The 24,223-nt window shown below is 68.7% G+C and carries 21 protein-coding genes; 16 read left to right on the top strand and 5 right to left on the bottom strand.

From position 1 onward, the window contains the following. Positions 1 to 6 precede the first annotated feature (6 nt). Positions 7 to 903, bottom strand: coding sequence for a hypothetical protein (locus OHB24_RS34270; protein WP_327635039.1), 897 nt, complete (start codon positions 901 to 903; stop codon positions 7 to 9). A 164-nt stretch (positions 904 to 1,067) separates the two neighbouring features. Here OHB24_RS34270 and OHB24_RS34265 point away from each other — a divergent pair, with 164 nt between their 5' ends. From OHB24_RS34265 to OHB24_RS34210, 12 genes are all read left to right on the top strand, one after another. Beyond that, positions 1,068 to 1,406, top strand: coding sequence for a hypothetical protein (locus OHB24_RS34265; RefSeq protein WP_327635038.1), 339 nt, complete (start codon positions 1,068 to 1,070; stop codon positions 1,404 to 1,406). Positions 1,407 to 1,420: 14 nt separating this feature from the next. After that, positions 1,421 to 1,726 carry a hypothetical protein gene (locus OHB24_RS34260; protein ID WP_327635037.1) on the top strand — a complete coding sequence of 102 codons (306 nt, stop codon included), beginning with the start codon at positions 1,421 to 1,423 and terminating at the stop codon, positions 1,724 to 1,726. Between the two features lie 23 nt (positions 1,727 to 1,749). Then, positions 1,750 to 2,124: a DUF6507 family protein gene (locus OHB24_RS34255; protein WP_327635036.1), complete on the top strand. Its 375-nt coding sequence runs from the start codon at positions 1,750 to 1,752 to the stop codon at positions 2,122 to 2,124. Further along, entirely contained in the window at positions 2,121 to 2,405 is a 285-nt protein-coding gene (locus OHB24_RS34250; protein WP_327635035.1) for a hypothetical protein, read from the top strand. Before OHB24_RS34255 ends, OHB24_RS34250 begins: the two co-directional genes overlap by 4 nt. Next, complete coding sequence (locus OHB24_RS34245) at positions 2,402 to 6,445, top strand: toxin glutamine deamidase domain-containing protein (protein WP_327635034.1); 4,044 nt, start codon at positions 2,402 to 2,404, stop codon at positions 6,443 to 6,445. Before OHB24_RS34250 ends, OHB24_RS34245 begins: the two co-directional genes overlap by 4 nt. Then, positions 6,435 to 6,746: a hypothetical protein gene (locus OHB24_RS34240; protein WP_327635033.1), complete on the top strand. Its 312-nt coding sequence runs from the start codon at positions 6,435 to 6,437 to the stop codon at positions 6,744 to 6,746. Before OHB24_RS34245 ends, OHB24_RS34240 begins: the two co-directional genes overlap by 11 nt. 65 nt (positions 6,747 to 6,811) lie before the next feature. After that, on the top strand, positions 6,812 to 10,762 hold the full coding sequence (gene eccCa / locus OHB24_RS34235; RefSeq protein WP_327635032.1) for a type VII secretion protein EccCa: 3,951 nt from the start codon (positions 6,812 to 6,814) through the stop codon (positions 10,760 to 10,762). Next, entirely contained in the window at positions 10,759 to 11,157 is a 399-nt protein-coding gene (locus tag OHB24_RS34230; protein WP_327635031.1) for a hypothetical protein, read from the top strand. Before eccCa ends, OHB24_RS34230 begins: the two co-directional genes overlap by 4 nt. A 1-nt stretch (position 11,158) precedes the next feature. Further along, positions 11,159 to 12,205 carry a DUF6177 family protein gene (locus OHB24_RS34225; RefSeq protein WP_327635030.1) on the top strand — a complete coding sequence of 349 codons (1,047 nt, stop codon included), beginning with the start codon at positions 11,159 to 11,161 and terminating at the stop codon, positions 12,203 to 12,205. Next, positions 12,202 to 13,524: an EsaB/YukD family protein gene (locus tag OHB24_RS34220; protein ID WP_327635029.1), complete on the top strand. Its 1,323-nt coding sequence runs from the start codon at positions 12,202 to 12,204 to the stop codon at positions 13,522 to 13,524. Before OHB24_RS34225 ends, OHB24_RS34220 begins: the two co-directional genes overlap by 4 nt. Before the next feature lie 12 nt (positions 13,525 to 13,536). Next, positions 13,537 to 14,589, top strand: a complete 1,053-nt coding sequence (locus OHB24_RS34215; RefSeq protein ID WP_327635028.1) for a MinD/ParA family ATP-binding protein — start codon at positions 13,537 to 13,539, stop codon at positions 14,587 to 14,589. 126 nt (positions 14,590 to 14,715) lie between these two features. Beyond that, on the top strand, positions 14,716 to 15,282 hold the full coding sequence (locus tag OHB24_RS34210) for a Rieske (2Fe-2S) protein (RefSeq protein ID WP_327635027.1): 567 nt from the start codon (positions 14,716 to 14,718) through the stop codon (positions 15,280 to 15,282). Positions 15,283 to 15,356: 74 nt separating this feature from the next. Here OHB24_RS34210 and OHB24_RS34205 read toward each other — a convergent pair whose 3' ends face one another. Together OHB24_RS34205 and OHB24_RS34200 are read right to left on the bottom strand one after the other, a co-directional pair. Continuing rightward, complete coding sequence (locus tag OHB24_RS34205; protein ID WP_327635026.1) at positions 15,357 to 16,571, bottom strand: S8 family peptidase; 1,215 nt, start codon at positions 16,569 to 16,571, stop codon at positions 15,357 to 15,359. A gap of 150 nt (positions 16,572 to 16,721) precedes the next feature. After that, positions 16,722 to 17,177: a DUF6194 family protein gene (locus OHB24_RS34200; RefSeq protein WP_327635025.1), complete on the bottom strand. Its 456-nt coding sequence runs from the start codon at positions 17,175 to 17,177 to the stop codon at positions 16,722 to 16,724. Positions 17,178 to 17,259: 82 nt separating this feature from the next. On the opposite strand from OHB24_RS34200, the gene uvrC reads away from it, so the two are divergent. The 3 genes from uvrC to OHB24_RS34185 are packed head-to-tail and all read left to right on the top strand — an operon-like array spanning position 17,260 to position 21,181. Next, positions 17,260 to 19,290, top strand: coding sequence for an excinuclease ABC subunit UvrC (uvrC, locus tag OHB24_RS34195; RefSeq protein ID WP_327635024.1), 2,031 nt, complete (start codon positions 17,260 to 17,262; stop codon positions 19,288 to 19,290). Then, entirely contained in the window at positions 19,290 to 20,156 is an 867-nt protein-coding gene (gene rapZ, locus OHB24_RS34190; protein WP_327635023.1) for an RNase adapter RapZ, read from the top strand. The genes uvrC and rapZ overlap by 1 nt, the downstream gene beginning before the upstream one ends. Before the next feature lie 59 nt (positions 20,157 to 20,215). Then, positions 20,216 to 21,181, top strand: coding sequence for a gluconeogenesis factor YvcK family protein (locus tag OHB24_RS34185; protein WP_442914010.1), 966 nt, complete (start codon positions 20,216 to 20,218; stop codon positions 21,179 to 21,181). On the opposite strand, the gene OHB24_RS34180 is transcribed toward OHB24_RS34185, so the two are convergent. After that, on the bottom strand, positions 21,182 to 22,594 hold the full coding sequence (locus OHB24_RS34180; protein WP_327635021.1) for a hypothetical protein: 1,413 nt from the start codon (positions 22,592 to 22,594) through the stop codon (positions 21,182 to 21,184). Continuing rightward, positions 22,591 to 23,097, bottom strand: coding sequence for a SigE family RNA polymerase sigma factor (locus OHB24_RS34175; RefSeq protein WP_327635020.1), 507 nt, complete (start codon positions 23,095 to 23,097; stop codon positions 22,591 to 22,593). Before OHB24_RS34175 ends, OHB24_RS34180 begins: the two co-directional genes overlap by 4 nt. 119 nt (positions 23,098 to 23,216) lie before the next feature. Here OHB24_RS34175 and whiA point away from each other — a divergent pair, with 119 nt between their 5' ends. Then, entirely contained in the window at positions 23,217 to 24,200 is a 984-nt protein-coding gene (whiA, locus tag OHB24_RS34170; RefSeq protein ID WP_130448357.1) for a DNA-binding protein WhiA, read from the top strand. The last annotated feature ends 23 nt before the right edge of the window (positions 24,201 to 24,223 follow it).

Here is a 24,223-nt window from a genome sequence, read left to right as displayed (position 1 = left end):
CCAGACTTAGCGGCGGAAGAGTTGCTGCCAGAGGTGCCGGACCCAGGTGCGGCGCGGTGACGGCAGCAACGCCGCCGGCAGCATGACTGCCGGCGGCTTCGCGAGCGTGACCGGCACCTGAACCATCCGGTCACCCTGCAACCAGTACAGGTCGGGGCTGCACTGATCCGCCGCATCGCGATAGGTGTCGGCGACGTACTGCGCCAACCGGTCCGCGGCCTGCTGTCCCGCATCGGCGGCGCAGAACGCGACCGTGCTCAACCTCGGTACGCCGACCAGCACGCCCAGACCGATGGAGGCCTGAGGCAACAACTTCTCGCGGTCCACGATCGCCATCGACACGAGCGGGTCGTCGTCCCGGGTGAGCACCGAGAAGCCGTCGTGCTCGACCGGCCGCAGGTCCGAGATGTGCTCCAGCGTCAGCTGCACCGGCGACGGTACGTCGGGATCGCCGAGCCCGAGCATGGACCGCCGTACGATGGTCAGCCGGCGGTAGTCCGCACCGGTGCCGACGAACACCACGACCTCGAAATGGTCTCCGAACGGGATCAACGCGTCCGCCACCGGGCCGGAGGTGCGCGCCGACCAGCCGCGCTGCAGCAGCATCGCGCGCTGACGGACCGCGACGTCGCCGAACCGGTGTTCCTCCGTGGCCAGCTCGCCCTCCGCGACGACCGCGCGCAGCCAGGCCTCGATCTGCTCGGCCCACAACTGCTGGGGGAGCTGACGGCACCGATCGATGATCTCGCCGAGGCCGACGACGGCCGACATCTGCAGCGCGCCGCGGCCCCAGCCGACCTCGACCGTGCGTTCGGCGGTGTCGACCACGCACCCCGGCATCCACATTGGCGCCAGGTCCGCGATCGCCTTCAGAACCGTCGAATCGTTCGTCGTACCAGTCATCTCCAGGCCTCTCCCACGCCTCAAAGTGTGCCGCGTGCGGGGTCGACGCGGACCAGCAGCCCCTGGTGACGCGCACCGCACGGACCAGAAAGCGAACAGTAAGCGGATGGAAAGCACCGCCTGGTGAACTGTGAGTCGATGCGTCGCCGTGCGAAGGAGAGAACGTGACCGGACGATGGGACATGGGCCAGGACACCATTGGCCAGTTGGTGAAGAAGACTTCGACGGGAACCGAAGACCTGGGTGGCCTCGTAAGACAACTGGTTGCGGCGGCGGAACCGCTGGAAGGAAAGATGAACGGTTCCGGCAAGGCGACGTTCGACTCCTTCAAATCCAATGTCGACAGCATCGCGGCCGACCTGAACGCAGGACTCGCGGCGATCACCGAGGGCCAGGCCGGCATGGATGCCGCCTTCCGCACCGGTGACACCGAGATGGCCGACACCGCCAAGAAGAACCAGGGGGCCGCGGACTTCACCGGCGCCAGGTTCGGCAAGCGCTGAGAGAGGACCTGACGATGGCGAACCGCAACAGCTACGACACTGCTGCCTCCAGCGAGGTCCAAACGACCATCAACAACCTCTCCGGGCGGATCTCCGGCCTGATCGAAGCTCACCGCCAGAACGTCGAGGGCGCGCTGTCGGACGCTTCGGCGAGTGGCGTGACCGAGAGCTACCGCGCCGTCGAGGAGAAGTTCAACACCGCGGCCGATGCGACCCTGGCGATCATCGCCTCGCTGAAGGAGACGCTGGTCCAGAACGACGCCACCGCGGCCGCGACGCTGCGGAAGGCGTCGGCCGCCGTCGACGGCATCAGCGGCTGAACCGGCAGACCTGAGGAGCAGCAGTGGATTGGAACATCGACCTCGAGGGCTCGGGCCTGGTCCTCATGCGCACGGCAAATGCGGCGGCGCCGTTCAACAAGCTCGCGACGGAGTACGGCGAGAGCCTGACGGTGATCATGGAGGGGCTGAACTACGACATCTTCGCACTGGTGGCGACGGCCGTCGGCGAGTACTCCGAACACTGGGCGCCGACCCTGAACGCGGCGGCGACGCAGGTCGGTGCCTCGCTGACCGGGCTGCAGAACGCTCTGCAGGCCTACGTGGACGGGCACGAAGAGATGGCGATGAACGCCCAGTACCAGGCCTCCATCGGATACATCCCCGAGCTTCCCGGGTCCACGGTGACGGACCCGAACGGCGGGGACACCGCGGTATGACCAGCCCGACGGCGGTGCCGGACGAGGTTGCCCGAGCAGGCAGGGAGCGCCTCGCCGAGTGGCTGACTGCGCAGGCGTCGGAGCGTGAGCTCGGTGCGACACCGGAGCAGTTGGCGGACTGGACGGCGTACCAGGTGGAGGAGTACCTGCTGTTCGTTCCGCCGGGGTACGCCAATCTGATGTTTCTGGTGGCGGATCACGGCATCAGATCCTTCGCGCCGAGCGAGATGACGGTTGCCACTGCGATCGCGGCAGCGCGAGCGAGGACCGAACCGGCATGATCAAACCCGAGGGCATCCCGGTCGAGGAAGTGGCCGCGGTCGTCGCGGCGCTCGACGAGAACGTCGCGGAGCTGAGCGGGTTGGGGGGTCACTTCAGCGATCTGGGCAACAGCATCCACAACACGTTCCAAGGGCTGAACGAGGTCTACGAGGCGCCGGAGCGCGAGCTGCTGGTCAGCTCGACGGTGAACATCCAGACCAATCTCACCGAGTTCGGCCCGAGTCTGCCGGCGATGGCGACGCACCTGACCACGCTCGCCGACGAGGTACGCGGCTGGTGCGCGATGCTCGAGAACCTCCGGGAGGACGCCTACGACTGGCAAGATCGCAAGGACGCCGACCCGGACTGGCAGAGCGATCAGGCCATGGTCGACGAGATGAACATGCTCGTCGGCATGGTCGGGCTGATCATGACGGACCGGCTCCCCGAGCTGTGCTTCACCGCTGCCAACGAGATCGTCAAGCTGCACGGCGGCAAGACGTGGGATCCGGAGACCGGGGTGCGCGACGGTGAGGACCCGCCTCCGGCGGACGAGCAGACGTCGGAAGAGCCGCCCTGGGGGACCACCGAGAACGTGGACCACCCGTGGTGGCTGGACACCCTCCAGTTTCCGGGGAACGTCGTCCTCGGCGTCCTCACGGTCGTCGGTGAAACCATCGAGAGCGTTCTGACGCTCGTGCCGGTGCTGCCGCTGCTCGGTGAGTGGGACTACGGGCGGGAGTTCGCGAAGGACAAGCTCAACTACGACATACCGACCTGGGAGGACGCGGGTAACGCGTGGGTCGGGTTGGGCTTCTTCGCGGCACAGGTCGCGACCGCGCCGCTCCAGTTCGGGGCGTGGGTTCAGGAAACGGTCTTCGGTCTGGAGCGACCGGACGAGGTGAAGGAGTGGACCGAGTCGGGCCTCGAGATGGCCGAGGGCATCAGCAAGTCCTTCGTCGCCTGGGACGAGTGGAAGGAGAACCCGGGCAAGGCGCTTGGGATCACGCTCGCCAACGTGGTGTCGGTCGTGGCGAGCGGCGGTGCTGCGGGTGCGGTCAGGACCGCGGCGCTGGCCGGGCGGTTCGGTGCGATGAGCACGACGGTGGCACGGGTTTCCAGGGTTGCCGAGATCGCTCAGAACACGCGGATCGCCCTGCACGACGGTGTTCTCCGGACGGTGACGAAGATTCCGACGGTCGCAGACGTGGTCGCCGGGCTCTCGAAGATCCCGATCGTCGGGGACGACTTCAGGCTGGAGGGCACTCCGCGGGTCGACGTGGACGTTCCGTCGGTGGACGGCTCGGACGCTACCCACACCCCGGCCGCGACGACGGCGGACGCGACGGTAGACAGGTCGTCGATCGACACTTCGTCGTCGACGCACACGACCACCCCGGACGGCGTCGAGACACCCGGCAGGTCCGAAACCCCGTCGTCTGCCTCTTCCGCGGATCCCGGTACGACGACCCCGGTCACCCGCACAGACCCGACGACACCGACCACCCACACACCGGACCCCACGAGGTTCCCGGATCCCCGCACCCCGGACCCGATCACAACACCCACGCCCCACCTGCCGGACCCAACGACGACTCCGCGCCCGCACCGCCCCGATTCCCCCTCAACCACCACCACACGCACCCCGGACCCGACCCGTACGACCGAGTCGACGCGCACCCCGGAGTCGACCCGTACGCCGGAGTCCACGCGCACGACCGAGTCCACGCGTAACCCGGAGCCGACCCGTACGACCGAGTCGACGCGTACGCCGGAGTCCACGCGCACGCCGGAGTCCACGCGTACGACCGAGTCGACGCGTACCCCGGAGTCGACACGCACGCCGGAGTCGACCCGTACGCCGGAGTCCACGCGTACGACCGAGTCGACGCGTACCCCGGAGTCGACGCGTACGCCGGAGTCGACGCGTACGCCGGAGTCCACGCGTACGACCGAGTCGACGCGTACCCCGGAGTCGACACGCACGGTCGAGTCCACGCGGGAGCCTGGGGCGGGGGAGGGGAGGCCGGCGAAGGAGCGTGCTTACAGCTCTGGGCCGGTGGAGCGGCCGGAGGTGCCTGCTGCCCGGACCGTAGATCCGACGGTTGGCCAGGTTCATCCCGGCGTACCCGGTCATGTCGAAACACCGGACCGCACCCACAACCCGCCCAACGCGCCCGGTCCGACGAGAACGCCGCACCAGGAGCCGACGCCGCCTCGGCCGTACGACGCGGCGAACGACCCGAAGTGGGACAGCCCTCTGCGGCGGCAGGTTGCGCTCGACCAGTTGAAGCCGGAGTACCTGCGCCCGGAGCCGGGGAAGCCCCGGCCGGAGGTCGACCCGTTCTCGCACATTCCTCCGGACATCCGCGATCCGCGCTGGGGCAACCTGGTCAAGACGGTCGGTGACCCGCCGTGGAGCAACGTGTACGCCTGGAAGGGCATGGTCAACCCGGATATCGGGAAGTCCAAGCACTACGAGATGAACTGTCCGGAGACGTCACGCACTGCCGCCGACATTCTGAACGGCGGCCGGCCGCGGCTCGCGGCCGGAAACACGTTCAAGAGTGGCGAGAATCCGGAAGGCACGCTCGAGTGGATGGATCTGGCCGACTTCAAGCCGGAGCACAAGCTCGCGGCGCCGGACGGACCGCACATTCCGGCCGCCTTCACCGATTCGGCCTACCGCACGCTGTGCGACGCGCTGAAAGGCAGGCCGCAGGGCACGCATGCGAACGTCTTCGTGACCTGGAAGTCCGGCATGCCCGGCATTCCGGGTAGTGGGCACGTCTTCAACGCGTTCGTCGACGATCGGGACAAGATCAAGTTTCTCGACACGCAGCCCAAGGGCGGCAAGCTCGTCGACGCATTCCCTGACGGCAGTACGGATCCGCGTCCGAACATCCCGTACCGGGACCCGCGCTCCGGGAACCCGGTCGACATCACGTCGATGCAGTTCGCGATCCGGCAGCCGGGCGGAGCCTGGGAGGGCGTCCCGAGGAGTCCGGATATGCTGCCGGGTTCGCAGTTGCAGTTCCTGCGTCCGCAGACCCCGCTCGGCGACCAGCCCCACGTACCGGACCCGCACGCTCCGAACACCCCAGAGTCGCGTACGCCGGTGGAGGAAGGTACCGGTCGCAGCGAATGGGACGACCTGACAGACCTGGTCCCGCCGTCCGCCCGACCCCTGGAGACGGGCTCGCCCGATCCACGCGCTGTGGAACCCGATCCGCCATCGGCTCAACCGCACCGGCCACCGTCACCGGACCCGACGCCGGACCCGACGCCGAACCCGACGCCGAACCCGACGCCGTCACCCCAAGCTGAGCCGGTGCGCGGCCGGGCTGAGCCGGTCCATCGGCTGGTTGCTCCCGAGGGGCCGCCGTCGGAGTTGGCCGACCGCTCGTTCCGGGCGTCGCCGCAGGACGAGAAGGATTTCCGCGCGACGCTGGGCGGTGAGAGTCCACCGCCGTGGCAGCGGCAGCGCGGGCGCGAGCAGCTCGGCGAAGTGATCAACGCCCTGGAGGACACGGATCTCATCGCGATGCACAAGATGCTGGAGATGGACCACCAGGACATCAACAAGCGGTTCCGCGCCCACCATCCGGCTGTGGGGCAGCAGCCGCTCGTCCGGGTCGCGACGTCAGCGTTGAACAAGCTGCCTGACTACCAGGGCGAGATCCACCGGGGCCTCTCCTTCGACACGGCGGCGGACCGCGAGGCGTTCCTGAGCCGGTACAGACCCGGTGGTTCGGTGCGGGAACCAGCGTTCCAGCACTCGGCCAAGAGTCAGGATGATGCCAGGGGCTTCACGGGCGGCAATCACACGCCGGGCCGGGTCCTGGTGCACATCGATGCACGGCATGGCAAGGACATGGGGTTCATGCGTCGCTCGAGTGCCGACATCGCCGAGGTGATCCACCCGCCGCACACCGAGTTCTATCCGTACGAGATGTACTTCGACGAATCGGAGGGGATCTGGCACGTGCGCGTCCGTGACCACGGCGGGCCGGTAGATGTCACGGACGGTTCGGACCAGGGGAGCGGCAGTGTCAGGTAACTACGGGACGCAGGTCATCGAGTCGGTGGCCGTGCGGCGCCTGCGGCTGCGGGAGGCCTGGCTGTTCGGAGTCGAGCGTACGAAGAACACTCTCAACGAGCAGACCAGCAAGGTCTTCGCGAGTGTGCTCATCGGCGCGCTCGCCTGCGCGGGTTGTGCCGGGGTGTCCTACTTCAAGTCGTCGATGGCCGAGGAGGAGCAGCAGAACCGGCCGACGCCGACACCGACACCGACAGGCCCGGTCAGTCCGTCGCCGAAGTCTCCGACGGTGCGGGGCACCGGTCGGCGGAGGAACCGATAGTGGCAAGCCGGATCGTGCACCGCCCTGCGCGGCGGACTCCTGCTCCCGGGGTGCAGCAGCAACGGGTGATCGAACCTGCGCCGTCGCTCGGTGGTGCCGGTGGAGGCGGCGCCGGCGGTTCGCTGCAGATGTTGCTGCCGATGGTGGGCAGTCTCGGTTCCGTCGCGATGATGACGATGGGCCGATCGGGCCCGATGGTGATGGTCGGCGTCGGTCTGCTCGGGCTGACGCTGGTCGCGTCGCTCGGCGGCATGCTGGCGTCCCGTGGGAAGGGCGGCAAGGACCGCAAGCAGCAGCGGACCCGCTATCTCGAGTACCTCGAGCGGATGCGTACCGAGTTCTCGGAAGCGGAACGCAAGGCCCGCGCCCAGGCGCTCGAGCTGAACCCGCCGCCCGACGCACTGATCGACTGTGTCGCGGACGTGTCGCGGTTGTGGGAGCGGCGACGTACCGACAGCGACTTCCTGCAGGCTCGCTGCGGCACCGGCCGGGTGCCGGTGGTCCCGGCAGCGGTCGGGCACGGCGGATCCGCGATGGAGCCGCCGGACCAGTTCATGACGGCCGAGGCCGAGGCGTTGGTACGGCGGTTCACGCTGATGCCCGACATGCCGTTGACCGTGCCGCTGGACCACGTCGGCAATGTCAGCATCGTCGGCGACCGCGAGGGCGTCGTACGGGTGGCTCGCTCGCTGCTCGTGCAGACCGCCGTGTTCCACGCGCCCGAGGACGTCGCGATCGCGGCCTGCTTCCGGCCGGCCGCATTGGCGGACTGGCAGTGGATGAGCTGGCTGCCGCACGTCGTGGACCAAGATCGCAGGGAAGGTCCGGTGCCGTTTCGCAGGATCGCGGAGACGCCGCAGGAACTGACGAGGCTGCTCGCCGACGACCTCGGCGCGCGGGTTCAGTGGGCGTCCGAGTCGCGCCGTGGATCGGTGGCGTTCGAGGATCGGAGCCGGCTGACCAAGAGGTTGCTGGTGCTGCATGACACGTACGGCGACGTTGCTGTCGAGGTGCGCCCGCAGGCCGACGACACGCTGGTATCGGGAGAGCTCGGAGTCACTGTCCTGCACCTGGTCGCCGACCGGGTGCAGGAACCCAGTTCGGTGACGATGCGGATCACGGTCTTCGGCGACGAGGTGCGCGTGGAGGACCTGCGCGGGCAGTACCCGATGGTCGCCGGCGGGCAGGTGGATCGGATCGGGGCCGCGGTCGCGGAGGGTCTCGCCCGCGAGCTCGCGTCGTTGCGGCTGTCGGCGGAGTCGCTGGAGGAGGACGCGCACCGCGGCGACGTCGACTTCATGGCGCTGATCGGGATCAGCGACGTCGCCCAGCTGGACTTCGGCCGGTTGTGGCAGCCGCGTCCGGATCGAGCGTTCCTGCGGGTGCCGCTCGGCGTCGACAACCACGGCGCCGTCGTACTGGTCGACCTGAAGGAATCGGCTCAGCTCGGGATGGGCCCGCACGGCCTGTGCATCGGTGCGACCGGCTCCGGCAAGTCCGAAGTACTGCGGACGATGGTGATGGCGCTGCAGGCCACGCACTCTCCGGAGGATCTCGCGTTCGTGCTGGTCGACTTCAAGGGCGGCGCGACGTTCGCGCCGTTCGAGGGAGTGCCGCACGTGGCGGGCATCATCACGAACCTGCGCGACGACGCGAGCCTGATCGAGCGCGCGTACAAGAGCCTGGAAGGTGAGGTCCTGCGCCGTCAGCAGGTGCTGAAGGACGCCGGCAACATTGCCAACATCACCGACTACCGGCTGCTGCGAGCGCAGCGACCGGAACTGGATCCGCTGCCGCATCTGTTCGTCATCATCGACGAGTTCGGCGAGCTGCTCAACGAACGCCCGGACTTCATCGACCTGTTCCTCTCGATCGGCCGGATCGGCCGGTCGATCGGTGTCCACCTGCTGCTGTCCAGTCAGCGGATCGAAGCAGGCAAGCTGCGCGGGCTGGAGACGTACCTGTCCTATCGGCTCGGTCTGCGGACGTTCTCCGAGGAGGAGAGCCGGACGGTGCTGGACACGACCGACGCGTTCCATCTGCCGCCGCTGCCCGGATTCGGCTACCTCAAGGTCGATACGAGCGTCTACCAGCGCTTCCGGGCGGCGTACATCTCCGGGCCGTACGTCGCGGACGCCGACGAGACGATCGAGGACGAAGGGACGGACGCCCGTCCGATGGCGCTGCCGCCGTATCAGGTGATCGCGGACGAGATGCAGGCGCCGGTCGAATCGAAGGCGACCGAGCGTACGACGGGACCGACCGAGCTGACGCTCTTCGTCGATCAGGTACGCCGTGCGGCTGAGCCGGTGCTGAAGATCTGGCTGCCGCCGCTGCCGGCCGCCTGCACGCTGGATGCGCTGGCGGGCCGCGCTGACTATGTCGACGGGCGTGGTCTGCAACTGCCCGCGTCGACGCCGCGGATGCAGCCGCCGGTCGGAGTGATCGACGACCCGGGCAATCAGCGCCAGGAGGTGTTCCCGCTCGACCTGACCCGCGCCGGTGGACATGCCGCGATCGTCGGCGGTCCGCAGTCCGGGAAGACGACGGCGCTGCGGACGCTGGTCACCTCGCTGGCTCACACCCACACTCCGCAGGAGGTCGCGATCTATGCGCTCGACCTCGCGGGCGGCGGCATGCAGGCGCTCGAGCAACTGCCGCACGTCGGCGGCGTCGCGCTGCGCACCGACCGGGAGAAGATCCGGCGGACGGTCGAGGAGATCCGGGCCATGATCGACCACCGCGAGCGGGTGTTCCGCAACCACGCCATCGACACCATGGACGCGCTCCGCGAGGAGCACGCGGCCGGCCGGATCCCCGAGCTGCCGACTGCGGACGTCGTCCTGGTGATCGACAACATCGGTGCGATCCGGACCGCGTTCGACGAGCTGGACGGGCCGGTCACCGACATCCTGCAGCGGGGCGGCAACTACGGCATCCATGTGGTGGCGTCGATGCTGCGGTGGAACGACGTACGGATGCAGAGCCAGTCGCTGTTCGGCACCATGCTCGAGCTGCGGCTGAACGATGCGTCCGACTCGAACATCGACCGACGCCTGCAGGAGGTACTGCGGAAGGCCGGCCCGGGACGGATGCTGGTTCCGGGCAGCAAGCTGTTCGCCCAGTTCGCGTTGCCGCGGGTCGACGGCGTCGGGTCCGACGAGAAGTTGTCGGAGGTCCTTGAAGCCCAGGCGCTGGCGGTGCGGTCCACGTGGCAGGGACCGCGCGTTCCGCAGGTCCGGATCCTGCCGCTGAAGCTGCCGCGGGCCGAGGTCGCCGACGAGGTTCGGCAGCCGGCCGTGCTGCCGATCGGGGTGGACGAGCGGGCGCTGGCACCGGTGTACCTGGATCTGGCCGGCCGGGACAGCAACCTCGTCGTGTTCGGCGACAGCGGTTCGGGCAAGACCAACCTCGTACGGCTGATCGTGCAGCAGTTGCTCGAGCGGCACACGCCCGATGAGTTGGTGTTCGCGGTGATGGATCCGCGCCGCGGTCTGCGCGACGTCGTACCTCAGGCGTACGTCGGTGGCTATGCGCCGACCGGCCGGGTCGCCGCTGGGCTCGCGGCCGGCGTCTCCGAGGAGCTGGCGAAGCGGATGCCCGACGACACAGGCAAGATTCCGGAGGCCGGTCAGGGCGGGCCGCGGATCGTCGTACTGGCCGACGACTACGAACTGCTGACCACGGGCGGGCAGTCGCCGATGGCTGCGTTCCTTCCGTACGTCGCCTCCGGACGGGACATCAAGTTGCACTTCATCGTGACCCGGCGAGCCGCGGGCGCGTCGCGGCAGATGTACGAGCCGTTCCTGTCAGCGGTCCTGGAGTCCGGAGCAGCCGGGCTGGTGCTGTCCGGCGAGCGGAGCGAGGGACAGCTCTTCACGGGTGCGTACCCGGGCGACTACCCGCCCGGCCGGGGCTTGTTCGTACGACGGGGCGACGGGCCGCAGCTCATGCACACCGCGCTGGCGGACGCAGTCACGGACAACACGATCAGCAACGCAGGAGGAGCGATATGACCTACGACCTGGTCGCTCTCGTCGAAGGGCGTCCGTCGACCGAAGACCTCTTGGCAGGCCTCGCCGCCGCGGGGGAGGAGCTGGGGGTCCGCGCGGTGAGCGGGGGTGCCGTCATTCAGCTGTGTGATGACGAGAACCAGCCGCTGGTATCGATCGAAGTGCCGCTGCTGATCCAGGTGCCGGGTGAGGTCGAGCGAATGCTCGGTACGGCGGTCGGCTCGGTCCCGACTCCCGCGTGGTGGGTGGAGATCCGGGCGACGGCCCGGGACGGCGCCCGGGAGCTGGCGGAACGCTACGCGACCACTCTGATCAACCGGCTCGGTGGACAGGTCTGGACGTCGGCAGGCGTCCGAAACCTCACCGGCCCGGCAACCACGAGCAAGGGGGACGAGTGAGATGCCGAACGCACTGACCTTCAGTCCTGGCGTCGACCTGATCACCGAGAAGGTCGCCGTCGTCATGCAGGATCGCCCGGTGGTCGGCATGTCGGCCTGGCTCAGTGACGCGGTCGCGTCGGCCGAGACGGCCGGACGTGCGGTCCAGCTGGTCACGCCGCGGACTTCCCGGATCACCTGGCCGGTCCGGTCGACCCTGTTCGGTACTCCGTTCTCCAAGTGGGTCGTGACCGGCGACGACGGCGAGTACTTCGACGGGCTGAACGGCGTACGACTGAAGTGGAACGGGGACCTGTTCGTCGCTCGATCACCAGCGGTGCAAGGGGAGCAGAACGCGGATGTGCATCCTGACTTCGTCGTCCAGGAGCAGCCGTTCGGACAGCTCCAGCTGACTGTTCGGGTGCGGCACAAACCTGTTGCGAGCATCGTTCTGGGACGCGTTGCCGACCGGTTGTTCACCGCGGCCTCCGGGGCCGGGCCGGCCGGTTGGTCGACGTCCGAGCCTGTGACTCAGCCGTGGAGCACGGAGGCGCTGACCGAGTACTGCCGCGGCCGCGCTCCACAGCCGACCTGGCTGGTGTTGGCTGGTGCGCCCGGATCGGAAGTCAGGCCGTCGGTCGGCACCCTCGCGACCCGTCGTACCCGGTCCGGACTGGACGAGACCGTGACCCTGGCGGTCGCTCAGCCTGGACCCGAGCTCCCGGACGTCCACCGGATCGGCGCGTGGGTCGACGAGATCGCCGACCACTTCGAACTGGTGTCGGCGATGGCGGTGGGCTCGTACGGCGCGGCGGACGGGACGTACGCACCGCGGTTCCTCGGCATGGCCTGCCCGATCGGTGTCGCCGCCGGGAACGAGGCGGTCCGGGCGTCGGGCCTCGAGAAGATGCTGAAGATCGAGGGCATCAGCCGCGCCTTGGCGATCGGGCCCGCGCATACGCCGGCGGTCTGGTACCCGATCGGCGACGGGCGCAGCCCGCGCGACTGGCAGACCTACGCGAACCTGATGAAGAAGCTGATCCCTGGGGCCGAGCGAGGGCGGACATGAGTACCTACAGCCGGGTCACGGTGATCGGTCAGCGCAAGCGCCTGGATGCGGTGCTTCCCGCCGACCAGCCGCTCGGCGTACTGCTTCCGGAGCTGCTGCGGATGCTGGACGAGCCGATGCAGCAGACTCCGCAACGCCGCTTCCTGACCACCGCCAACGGTGCGCTCGTGTCACCGGAGGGAACGCTCGCGTCCGCACAGATCATCGACGGCGCTGTACTGCGGCTCGCCGCCGAGGGGGAGGTGCCACCGACGCCGACCGTGTACGACGTCACCGAGGAAGCGGTCGAGGACCTCGAACGCCGTGGCGCGACGTTCACACCGAAGCACCGGCGGATCCTCGCCGGAGCGGGGCTGGGGTTCTCGATCATCGCCGGTGCGCTCTCGGTCCTGGTGATCGCCCCGCATGCGGTGACCGCGGCGGCGCTGCTCCTGGTCGCCGCGATCTGTGCGTTCGTCGGTATCGCGATCGGCCGGGCCGGCCACAAGTTCGTCGCGGTCCCGTTGGTCACGGTCGCGACGGTCGTCGTCGCACTCGCAATCGGTTTCTGGGCACTGGACGCGGGCTGGGAGCTCGGTCTGGTGTTCACGGTCGGCGCGCTCTGCTTGTCGTTCGGCCCGATGCTCTACGCGGTCGCGGGGCTCGTCGGTGGCGGCGTGGTCGCTGGTGCGACGTCGGTGCTCTTCGTCGCTGTCTGGATGATCGGTATCGGCACCGGGCTGGCCGCGGACCGGGTCGGCGCGCTCGCGGCGTTGCTGGCGGTCGTACTGCTGGGCATCTTGCCGCGGATGGCGCTCGCGCTGTCCGGGCTGCCGGGCCTGGACGACAAGCGTGCTGCCGGGCACGAGATCATGCGGACCGATGTGCAGAGTGCGCTCAACGCGGCGCATCTGGGTCTGGCACTCGCCACCGTGCCGATCGCTGTGTCCTCGGCGGTCGCCGGCATCATGCTGCTGCGGTACGGCTCTGGCTGGGCGGTCGGGCTGGCCCTGGTCCTGGCGTTCCTGCTCGCGTCGCGGTCGCGGCTGTACCCGTTGGCGAGCGAAGTCGCCGTCCTGTTCGCGGCGGCGTTCACGATCGTGTCGGGATGCGTTCTGATCGCCGCGGCCAACGGTCAGGGCGGTGCGCTGATCGCACTCGGGCTGCTGGTGCTCGTGGCGATGTTCTGCGCCTTCGGTCTCAGTTTCGCACCGCCGGAGCATGTTCGCGCGCGGCTCACCCAACAGCTCGACTATCTTGAGGTCGGGGTGATCATCGTGACGGTCCCCCTGGCGCTGGGAGTGTTCGGCGTCTACGCCACCTTGCTGGACAAGTTCTGACGACCGGATGGAATGACTGATCCTGACTGGCAGCGCGACATGCTGCGCCGGATCTCGGCGGAGCAGCAGCCCGCGGAAGAACCGGCCGGCCCCGACGACACGCCGCCCGCGTCGCCCCCTGGGCAACCGGTAGCACCTGCGCACCAGCCCCAGCCACAGCAGCCACCTTCGTACCCGCCGCCGGTGTACGAGCAGCAGCCGCCGTACCAGCAGCAGCATCCGGCGTACCAGCAGAATCAGCCGCGTGCGGATTGGGGACGGGCTGCAGGGGACAGTGGGGAGTCGGTGTTCGACAGGTTTCGGCGGGTTGCGTCCGAGGCGGCGTACCTGATCGGCGGATCCGGCAAGTTGCAGCATGACGTGGACCTGATCGCCACCTGCCGCCGTCCGATCGCGATCACCCGCCGCGTCGGTGTGACGAGTCCGGTGGTGAACGGCGGTACGTCGACGGTGACGGCGCTGCTGTCGACGACGCTGGCGGCCCAGCGCGCGGACCGGGTGGTCGCGGTCGACGTCGACCCGGGCGGCGCCGAGTTGTCGCGACGGCTCGAGCTGACCCGCGGATCCGGTGCGATCGAGGGTGCGACTCTGGTCCGCAGCGACCCGACGGTGCCGGCGCTCCGGTCGACTCTAGCCGCCGCACAGAGTCAGGGTGCGCGCGATGTCGGGCTCGCCGTCGTGGACTGCCCGGGGAGCATGTTCGACGAGATCGCCACCGAGATGGCGAACACCGGACACTGCACGGTCCTCGTCGTGCCGTCGGTCCCGCACGTCGCGAGCTACTGCCTGCAGCAGCTCGATCAGCTGGCGCCCGCCGGACAGGACGTACTGCTCAACCGCGGCGTCGTCGTGATCACGGTGGTCGACAGCTCCACTGCCGACACGGCCCGTTGGCTCGGCGACGCGTTTCGGCAGCGCGGACTGGATCCGGTGCTGGTGCCGTACGACCCGCACATCGCGGGCGCCTGGCCGCTGCACTCGAGCGAACTCGAGACCGAGACGCGGCGCGCGGTCCTGGAACTCGCCGCCCGCGTCGTCGGGATCGTGACGCAGGCTGCCAGCTGATTCACAGCAAACCTTCAAACTGCGGTTCAATCCCGACGAGGTTGAACCGTTCGGGCCATCCGGTCGTTTGACTCGGTATATAGCGTTCAACTACTTCGATCAGCAGGCTCCTGGAGGTCCAGATTCATGAGCGATGACACGATGGCACCACCCACCACCCCGCAGCAGACCACCCCGGCGGCGAAGGCTGCCGACGGTCTGCGCGACCGGAGGACGGTGCTCCGCTGCGCGGCGATGGTCGCGCTCGCGGGTGCCAGCGCACCGATCCTCGCGGCCTGCGGTGGCAGCGACGACGCCGCAGGCGGCGGTACGACGCCGTCCGCGAGCGGCTCGAGCTCGGCGCCGAGCGCCAGCAGCAGCGCGTCGTCGAGTGCTCCGTCGTCGAGTGCGCCCGCCAGTGGCGGCTCGGTGCTCGGCCCGGTGTCCGACGTACCGGTCGGCGGCGGGAAGGTGTTCACCGACGCGAAGGTCGTGGTGACGCAGCCGACCGCGGGTCAGTACAAGGGCTTCTCCGCGGTGTGCACGCACCAGGGCAACCCGATCGGCTCGGTGGAGAACGGCCAGATCGTCTGCCCGTTCCACCAGAGCCACTTCAGCATCACCGACGGCAGCCCGGTCAGCGGCCCGGCGCAGACGGCGCTCCCGGCCGTGAACGTGAAGGTCGAGGGCGGCAACATCGTCGAGTCGGCCTGACCACCGACCGCCCGAACAGACGAAGGCCCGGCCACCGGGGTGAGGAAACTGGTGGCCGGGCCTTCAGCTAGTTGTCAGGACTGGTCGGCAGCCCCGACGAACAGCAACTTGTTCGGCGAGCCCGTGCCCGGGTCTCCGACCTTGTCCGCCGTCGAGTTGTCGACCAGCGCCTTGGCGACGTCGGCCGGCGTGGCGTCCGGGTGGTCCGCCAGGTAGAGCGCGACCCCGCCGGCGACGTGCGGCGTGGCCATCGACGTACCGCTCATCTTCGCGGTGGCGTCCGGGTCGGTGATGCCGACCGAGGTGATGTCGACGCCCGGAGCGAACAGGTCCACGCACTTGCCGAAGTTCGAGAACTCCGCGCGCTTGTCCTGGTCATCGGTGGCGCCGACCGTGATCGCCGAAGGCTCGCGCGACGGCGAGCCCTGGCAGGCGTCCGCACTTTCATTGCCAGCAGCAACGGCGTAGGTGACGCCGGAGTCGACCGAGGCCTTGACCGCCGCGTCGAGGGCGTCGTCCGCGCCGCCGCCGAGGCTCATGTTCGCGACCGCCGGCTTCTTGGCGTTCTTGGTCACCCAGTCGATACCGGCCACGACGGACTCGGTCGTGCCGGAGCCCTTGCAGTCGAGCACCCGGACGCCGAAGACCTTCGCGCCCTTGGCCAGGCCGTACGTCGTACCCGCGATGGTGCCGGCCACGTGGCTGCCGTGCCCCATGCAGTCGACGCCGTTCTGGCCGTCACCGACGGTGTCGGTGCCGACCGACGCGCGGTCTCCGAAGTCCTTGTGGGCTGCGTAGATCCCGGTATCGATCACGTAGACGTTCACGTTCTCGGCCGTCGTCGACGCCTCGTACTTCTTGTCCAGCGGCAGGTCGCGCTGGTCGGCGCGGTCCAGGCCCCACGGCGGGTCGTCCTGGCTGACCGTGATCTTCTGGTTCTGCTGGACGAACGCGACCCGCTTGTCACCGGCCAGCTTCTTCGCCTGATCCTCGGTCATGCCGGCGGAGAAGCCCTTGATCGACGAGTCGAACTGCTTGTTGACCTTGACGTCGTAGCTCGTGGCCAGGCTCTGCGTCGCGGCCCGGGTCTGGGCCCGCGAGCTCTGGCCTGCCAGTACGACGATGTAGCTGCCGGGGATCGCGTTCGAACTGCCGGCGCCGCGGATGGTGACGGGAGCGGTTTGCGACGCGTCACTTCCGGCCGCGGTAACGGCGATTCCGGTGACCGCGAGCGCGGACGCAGCGACGGCACCGAGTAAGGCGCGCGGTCTGCGAAGGGATGGGGACATGGGCGGAACTCCCTCGAGATCAGCGCAAGGCCTTGTTGCCTCACGCAAAGGACCTGCTCATCTACCCTGGTCCACACGCTAGGCAGCGCGCCCATCCCAGTCGGGGGTCAAATCGGCCTTATGGGCCAACCCGCAATACGACCGCAATCTTCAGCTGGTTTGACGGGCTTGGTGATTGGAATACTTGCGCGCCGCGAACTCGTAGGCCTCCACGATCAACGACGACAGCTGGTCCAGACCGGTCGGGTCGACGATCGCGACCCAGTGCTGAGTCGCATAGAACGGATGTGGCATCAACACGCCGCGGGCGGCGTAGTCATGGCCCGAGTCGAGCACCCAGTCGGCGTCGCGCTCGGTCGGCACCGGTCCGAACAGGGACGTGTACGTCGTCTTGGTGAGGCCGAGGTTGAGACGCCAGGAGCCGGGCTCGTCGAGCCGCGACACCTTCTCGTAGTGGTCGCCGGTGACAATGGTGGCGAACGGCTGCTGCCGCTCCGGCGGGAGGTCGGCGGAAGGGTCGTAGAGGTAGAACAGGTCGTCCTGGGCCTCGAGCACCCGGACGCCGTCGTACGCGCGCATCAGTCGATCGAGTTCGTCGATGGTCATACCTTCAAGTCTGTCATTGAACTAGCAGTAGATACTTTGCCGCGATTCCGGATTTGTCGGCGGGCCGAACTAGGGTGGTTGGGTGGCTGATCCGTCCTCGTACCGTCCCGCTCCGGGATCGATCCCCGACTCGCCCGGTGTCTACCGTTTCAGCGACTCCGGCGGCCGGGTGATCTACGTCGGCAAGGCGAAGAACCTCCGCGCCCGGCTGTCGTCGTACTTCCAGGATCTGGTGAACCTGCACCCGCGCACGCAGGCGATGGTGACGACGGCCGCGAAGGTCGAGTGGACGGTGGTCTCGACCGAGGTCGAGTCGCTGCAGCTGGAGTACTCCTGGATCAAGGAGTACGACCCGCGCTTCAACGTGAAGTACCGCGACGACAAGTCGTACCCGTGGCTCGCGATCACCCTCAACGAGGAGTATCCGCGGGTGATGGTCGGCCGCGGCCAGAAGAAGAAGGGCGTGCGGTACTTCGGTCCGTACAGCCACGCGTGGGCAATTCGGGAGACCGTCGACCTGCTGCTGCGGGTGTTCCCGATGCGTTCGTGCAGCAAGGGCGTGTTCAACCGGCACCGCCAGATCGGCCGGCCCTGCCTGCTCGGATACATCGGCAAGTGCGCCGCGCCCTGCACCGGTCAGGTGACCCAGGAGGAGCACCGGCAGATCGTCGACGACTTCGCCGCGTTCCTCTCCGGCCAGACCGCGACGTACGTGCGCCGGCTGCAGAAGGAGATGCAGGCCGCGGCCGCCGAGCTCGAGTACGAGCGGGCCGCGAAGATCCGCGACGACCTGGCCGCCCTCGAGAAGGCACTGGCCAAGAACGCGGTGGTGCTCGGCGATGGCACCGACACCGACGTGATCGCGCTCAGCGAGGACCCGCTCGAGGTCGCGGTCCAGATCTTCTACGTCCGCGGCGGCCGGATCCGCGGCGAGCGCGGCTTCATCGCCGACAAGGCCGACGGTACGGCGAGCACCGGCGACCTGGTGTCCCGGTTCATCCAGCAGACGTACGCCGGGGACTCGGCCGAGGCGATCCCGCGGGAGATCCTGGTCCCGACGATGCCCGAGGACGCGGCGGCGCTGACCGAGTGGCTCGAGGCGACGCGCGGGGCGCGGGTGGACATCCGGGTCCCGCAGCGTGGCGACAAGAAGGCGCTGATGGAGACCGTCGAACGCAACGCGCTGCAGACGCTGACGATGCACAAGACCAAGCGGGCCAGCGACCTGACCACCCGCAACCAGGCGCTCGAGGAGATCCAGGCCGCGCTCGACCTGCCCGAGGCGCCGCTGCGGCTGGAGTGCTACGACGTCTCGAACCTGCAGGGCACCGAGGTGGTCGCCTCGATGGTGGTGTTCGAGGACGGTTTGCCGCGCAAGAGCGAGTACCGGCGGTTCGTGATCAAGGGCGTCGACGGCCAGAACGACGTCGCCTCGATCGCCGAGGTGCTGACCCGCCGGTTCAAGCGGCTCCTGGACGAGCGGGCCACGATGACCGCCGACGAGGATCCGAACGGCGCTCTCATCGACCCCGAGACCGGGCGGGCCAGGAAGTTCTCGTACGCGCCGGGGCTGGTGGTCGTCGACGGTGGTCCTCCACAGGTCGCGGCGGCCCGGCAGGCGATGGACGAGCTCGGCCTCGGCGACATCCCGGTCTGCGGCCTGGCGAAGCGCCTGGAAGAGGTGTGGCTGCCGGACGAGGAAGACCCGGTGATCTTCTCGCGGACGTCGGAAGGTCTCTACCTGCTGCAGCGGCTCCGGGACGAGGCGCACCGGTTCGCGATCACGCACCACCGCAACCGGCGGTCGAAGTCGATGGTCGAGAGCGTCCTCGACGAGGTGCCGGGACTCGGCGAGGTCCGGCGGAAGACGCTGCTGCGGCACTTCGGGTCGCTGAAGAAGTTGCGGCTGGCCACGATCGACGAGGTGGCGGACCTGCCCGGTTTCGGGCGCCGTACGGCGGAGTCCGTCGTACTCGCGGTTAACGCTGCTGCAACGAAGGCGGAAACCGGCCGCGCTCCGGCCGTGAACATGGCAACAGGCGAGATACTGGATGACGACGTCCCGGCGCCGGCCGGGACGCCTGACGGGGATCCAGGGAGAACTGAGAACTGATGGACGACACGGGCGGCAACCTCATCATCGTGTCCGGGATGTCGGGCGCGGGACGGAGCTCCGTCGCCGACGTACTGGAGGACCTCGGCTGGTTCGTCGTGGACAACCTGCCGCCGATGTTCCTGACCACCCTCGTCGAGCAGGTCGTCGGGACCGGCGCGGCGCCGCGGCTCGCGGTCGTCGTCGACGTCCGGACCGGCCTGTTCTTCGAGGAGCTGAGCTCGGCGATCCACGACCTGCGGCTGAAGGGGTACCGGCCGCTGACGTTGTTCCTGGAGGCGTCCGACGACGTGATCGTGCGCCGGCAGGAGAGCGTCCGCCGGCCGCACCCGCTGCAGGGCGAGGGCCGGTTGCTCGACGGTATCCAGCGTGAGCGCGAGCTGCTCGGCGACATCCGGGCCGGCGCCGACCTGGTCATCGACACCTCGAGCCTGAACATCCACCAGCTCGCCGCGAAGATCGTGAACGCGTTCGGCGACGAGGAGAACGCGGAGCTGCGGGCGACCGTGGTGTCGTTCGGTTTCAAGTACGGGATCCCGGTGGACGCCGACGTGGTCGCCGACATGCGCTTCATCCCGAACCCGTACTGGCAGCCCGACCTGCGTCCGATGACCGGGCAGGACAGGCCTGTGTCAGACTTCGTGCTCGGCCATCCGCTGGCCCAGCAGTTCCTGCAGAACTACGTGGACGTGCTGGACACCCTGCGGACCGGCTACCTGAACGAGGGCAAGCGCTTCGTCACCGTCGCGATCGGCTGCACCGGGGGAAAGCACCGCAGTGTCGCGATGGCCGAGGAGATCGCCCGCAGGCTGCGCGAGAAGGGGTCACCGACGTTAGTAGTACACCGGGATCTGGGGCGGGAGTGACGCAGAGCGCTTCGGGCAGCTCTGCCCGCGAAGAGCGCGGGCGACAGCGCTCCGATGTGTTGTCTGGGGGGCGACCCCCAGGCCCCCGCCGGGCACCTCGCGTCGTCGCGCTGGGTGGGGGACATGGCTTGGCCGCATCCCTTTCCGCGCTTCGTCACGTCACCGATCAGCTGACCGCGGTCGTCACGGTCGCCGACAACGGCGGCTCGTCCGGGCGCCTGCGCCAGGAGCTCGGCGTACTGCCACCGGGTGATCTGCGGATGGCGTTGGCCGCACTGTGTCGTGATGACGAGTGGGGCCGGACGTGGGCCGACGTACTGCAGCATCGCTTCCGCAGCAACGGTGAGCTGCACGACCACGCGGTCGGCAACCTGCTGATCGTCGCGTTGTGGGAGCTGCTCGGCGAGGCGGTCGACGGACTCGACTGGGTCGGTCGGCTGCTCGGCGCGGAGGGCCGGGTGCTGCCGATGTCCGCCGTACCGCTGGACATCACCGCGCGCGTGCTCGGGCTGGATCCGGAGCATCCGGAAGTGATCACGGAGATCCGCGGTCAGGCCGAGGTGGCGACGACCGAGGGACACGTCGTCGACGTCGCGCTCGATCCTGCCGACCCGCCGGCATGTCCCGAGGCCCTGGTGGCGATCGCGGAAGCCGACTGGGTCGTCGTGGGGCCGGGCTCGTGGTTCACGTCCGTCATCCCGAACCTGTTGGTTCCCGAGCTGAGCCGTGGCCTCGAGCAGACCGGCGCCCGCCGGCTCGTCACGCTGAACCTGGGAGAGCAGAAGGGCGAGACCGACGGCTTCTCGCCCGAGACCCACCTGGAGGTCCTGGCCGCGCACGCTCCGGATCTCCGGATCGACGTCGTACTCGCCGACGCCGGTCACGTGCCCGACCCCGAGTCGCTGCGCCGTACGGCGGAGTCCCTCGGGGCCGAGCTGGTGATCGCCGACATCGCCGACGAGGACCGCGACCTGCACCACGCCCCGGACAAACTCGCCAAGGTCTACCGGGAGATCTTCAGCTAGCTAATCGAAGTCGGCGTCGACGTCCTTCGTGGCGGTGTACACCTGCTTGCCATCGGCGTCGTACCCGCGGACCCGGACCTTCTTGATGTCGGAGTTCCCGCCGGTCAGGCCCCAGATGTAGTAGCCGTTCGAGATCAGCGCGCGGGTCGGGCCCTGCTTCGGCAGGTCGACGACGAGCTGCGCGACGCCGTCCGGCACCATCCCGAAGCTGAAGTCCTCGGCGAACTTCCCGTTCGCCTGTACGGCGCTCCTGCCGTAGTCGTACGCGCCCTTCGCAGTTGGCGCCAGCATGTGGCACCACGCGTACACCTTCTTGTCCGGTGAGATCAGTACGGCGGTGAGCTTGTTGCCGGTGCCCGTCTTGAGCGCGACCTGCCAATCCTTCGTCACCGAGCCGGCGGCCTTGTCCCGCGGCTCCTGCGTCTTGCTCCCGCCACTGAAGTAGATGTCGTCCACACCACGGCACCGGGTGGTGATCTGCTCGTCGGTCAGCGGACTGACCGGCGGCGGGGGAGCGAGCGCCTTCCCGGTCAACGGGTCCTTCGTGAGTACGACGTTCGGAGTGATCGGCTCGGCGGTCTTGACCGTGACGTTGTCCGGGACGGACGGCCGTTGTGGCGTCGGGAGCGGCGGGCGCACGTACTCGAAGACCTTGTGGCCTTGAGCGTCGTACCCGCGGACCTGCCGGACCTGCCCGCTGGTCGAGGCGTCGAACCCGAGCGAGTAGAAACCGTTCTCGCCGAGGAGCGCCTGCCGCGGTTCGGTCTCGTCGTCGAGGTCGACCAGAACCTCGCGGACACCGTCCGGAACCCGGTTCGCGACCGTCCCGGACGGGGTCTTGCCCGAGGTGGCCTCCGGCTTCGTGCTGCTCCGCCCGTAGGACTGCGCCTGCCCGACGCTCATCAACGTACAGGTGCTGACGACGGACTGGTCCGGTGACAGGAACATCGCCTGCACCCGGTTGCCGGTGCCGGTCTTCACGACGACCTTCCAGTTGGCGCCGAGCGGCTGCCTCTTGTCGAAGGAGTTGGCGCCACGCTCGCGCAAGAAGTCGACGTACTCCTTGTCGGCCTGCTTGCACTGGTTGCGCAGGTTCGCGTCGCTCAGTTGGCTGACGGGCGGAGGCGTCTGGACGGCCTTGCCGGTCTCGTCCTTGATGATGCGACCGGTGCTCGGATCCATCGTGAGCCTCGGGCCGTCCGCGGGACCGGTGCTCTCGTTCCGGTTCGCGGACCACGTGGCGACACCAGCGATGATGACGCCGGTGGTGAGGACAGCGGTGGAGACCGTCGCGATCCGCGTCTTCCGCACGGAGCGCCGGGCACGCACGAGCAGATCGTCCACGTCCGTGGTCAGTGGCTGGTCGGTGTCGTCGGCGGCAGCAGCCAGCAAGCGTTCGATGTCCGTACTCATGAGGCACTCCTTTCGGTCTGGTCGAGAAGTTCGCGGAGGCGGGTGAGGCCGCGCGACGTCTGGCTCTTCACGCCGCCGACGCCGATGCCGAGGATGTCGGCGGTCTGTTCGAGGCTGAGGTCGGCGTAGTGCCGCAGTACGACACATGCCCGTTGACTAGGCGGCAGCGAACCGAGTGCCTGAACGACGAGCATCCGGTCGTCGACTGCGCCGACCGGATCGGGCAGCGGCCCTGTCTGCTCGTCGGTGTCGACGAGTCGCTCCCGCCGCCACGGCTTCCTGGCCTGGTCGAACACGGCCGTGACCAGGCATTGGTGCGCGTAGCTGTTCAGCCCTTGGGTACGGTCGATCCGGTGCCAGCGGCGGTACACCTTGACCAGCGCGTCCTGCGCCGCGTCCTCCGCCCGGTGCCAGTCGCCGCACATCAGGTACGCCGTTCTGCGCAGCCGCCGGACCGTGGTCGCGGCGAACTCGGTGAACTCGGCGTCGTCCGGTGCCTTCATACCCCTCCTCTCGAAGCGTCGCCCGGGTAACGCACTCAGCGGACCGAAAGGTTGCAGCGCCCGTAACCGGGGCAGCTTCCGCCCGTTGGGTCTTTGACATGGGTGGGAGGATGGCCTTCATGGCGATGACAGCACAGGTGAAGTCCGAGTTGACCAGTATTCAGGTGACGAAACCGTGTTGCCGCAAGGCCGAGGTCTCGTCGATCCTGCGGTTTGCCGGCGGGCTGCACCTGGTATCCGGACGCATCGTCGTCGAGGCCGAACTGGACAGCGGCGCCGCGGCCCGGAGACTACGCAAGGACATCGCCGAGATCTTCGGTCACCCGTCGGACGTGGTGGTGATTTCCCCGTCAGGCATCCGCAAGCAGACCAAGTACGTCGTACGCGTGGTCCGGGACGGTGACGCGCTGGCGCGGCAGACCGGGCTCGTCGACAACCGCGGCCGTCCGGTCCGGGGGCTTCCGCCCGCGGTCGTCTCCGGTGCGTCCTGTGACGCGGTGGCGGCCTGGCGCGGTGCGTTTCTCGCGCACGGTTCGCTGACCGAGCCCGGTCGGTCGTCCTCGCTCGAGGTGACCTGCCCGGGACCGGAGGCGGCGCTCGCGCTGGTCGGTGCGGCGCGGCGGCTCGGGATCGGTTCGAAGGCCCGCGAGGTTCGGAACGTGGACCGTGTGGTGATCCGCGACGGTGACGCGATCGGCGCGCTGCTCACCCGGCTCGGTGCACACGAGTCGGTGCTGGCGTGGGAGGAGCGCCGGATGCGTCGCGAGGTTCGCGCCACCGCGAACCGGCTGGCCAACTTCGACGATGCGAACCTGCGCCGCTCCGCACGGGCCGCGGTGGCTGCGGGCGCGCGCGTCGAGCGGGCGCTGGAGATCCTCGGCGACGACGTACCGGACCACCTGCAGGTGGCGGGCAAGCTGCGGCTGGAGCACAAGCAGGCCAGCCTCGAAGAGCTCGGCCAGCTGCACGAGCCGGCCCTCACCAAGGACGCCGTCGCCGGCCGGATCCGCCGGCTGCTCGCGATGGCCGACAAGCGCGCCAGCGACCTCGGCGTCCCGAACACCGAAGCCAACCTCACCCCGGAAATGCTCGACCCGGCCTGACCGGATCGTTATCTCCTACTGCC

It is taken from the genome of Kribbella sp. NBC_00482 (genome assembly GCF_036013725.1).
Classification (GTDB): domain Bacteria; phylum Actinomycetota; class Actinomycetes; order Propionibacteriales; family Kribbellaceae; genus Kribbella.
Note: the sequence above shows the minus strand (reverse complement) of the source record. Positions and strands in the feature narration are given on the sequence as shown.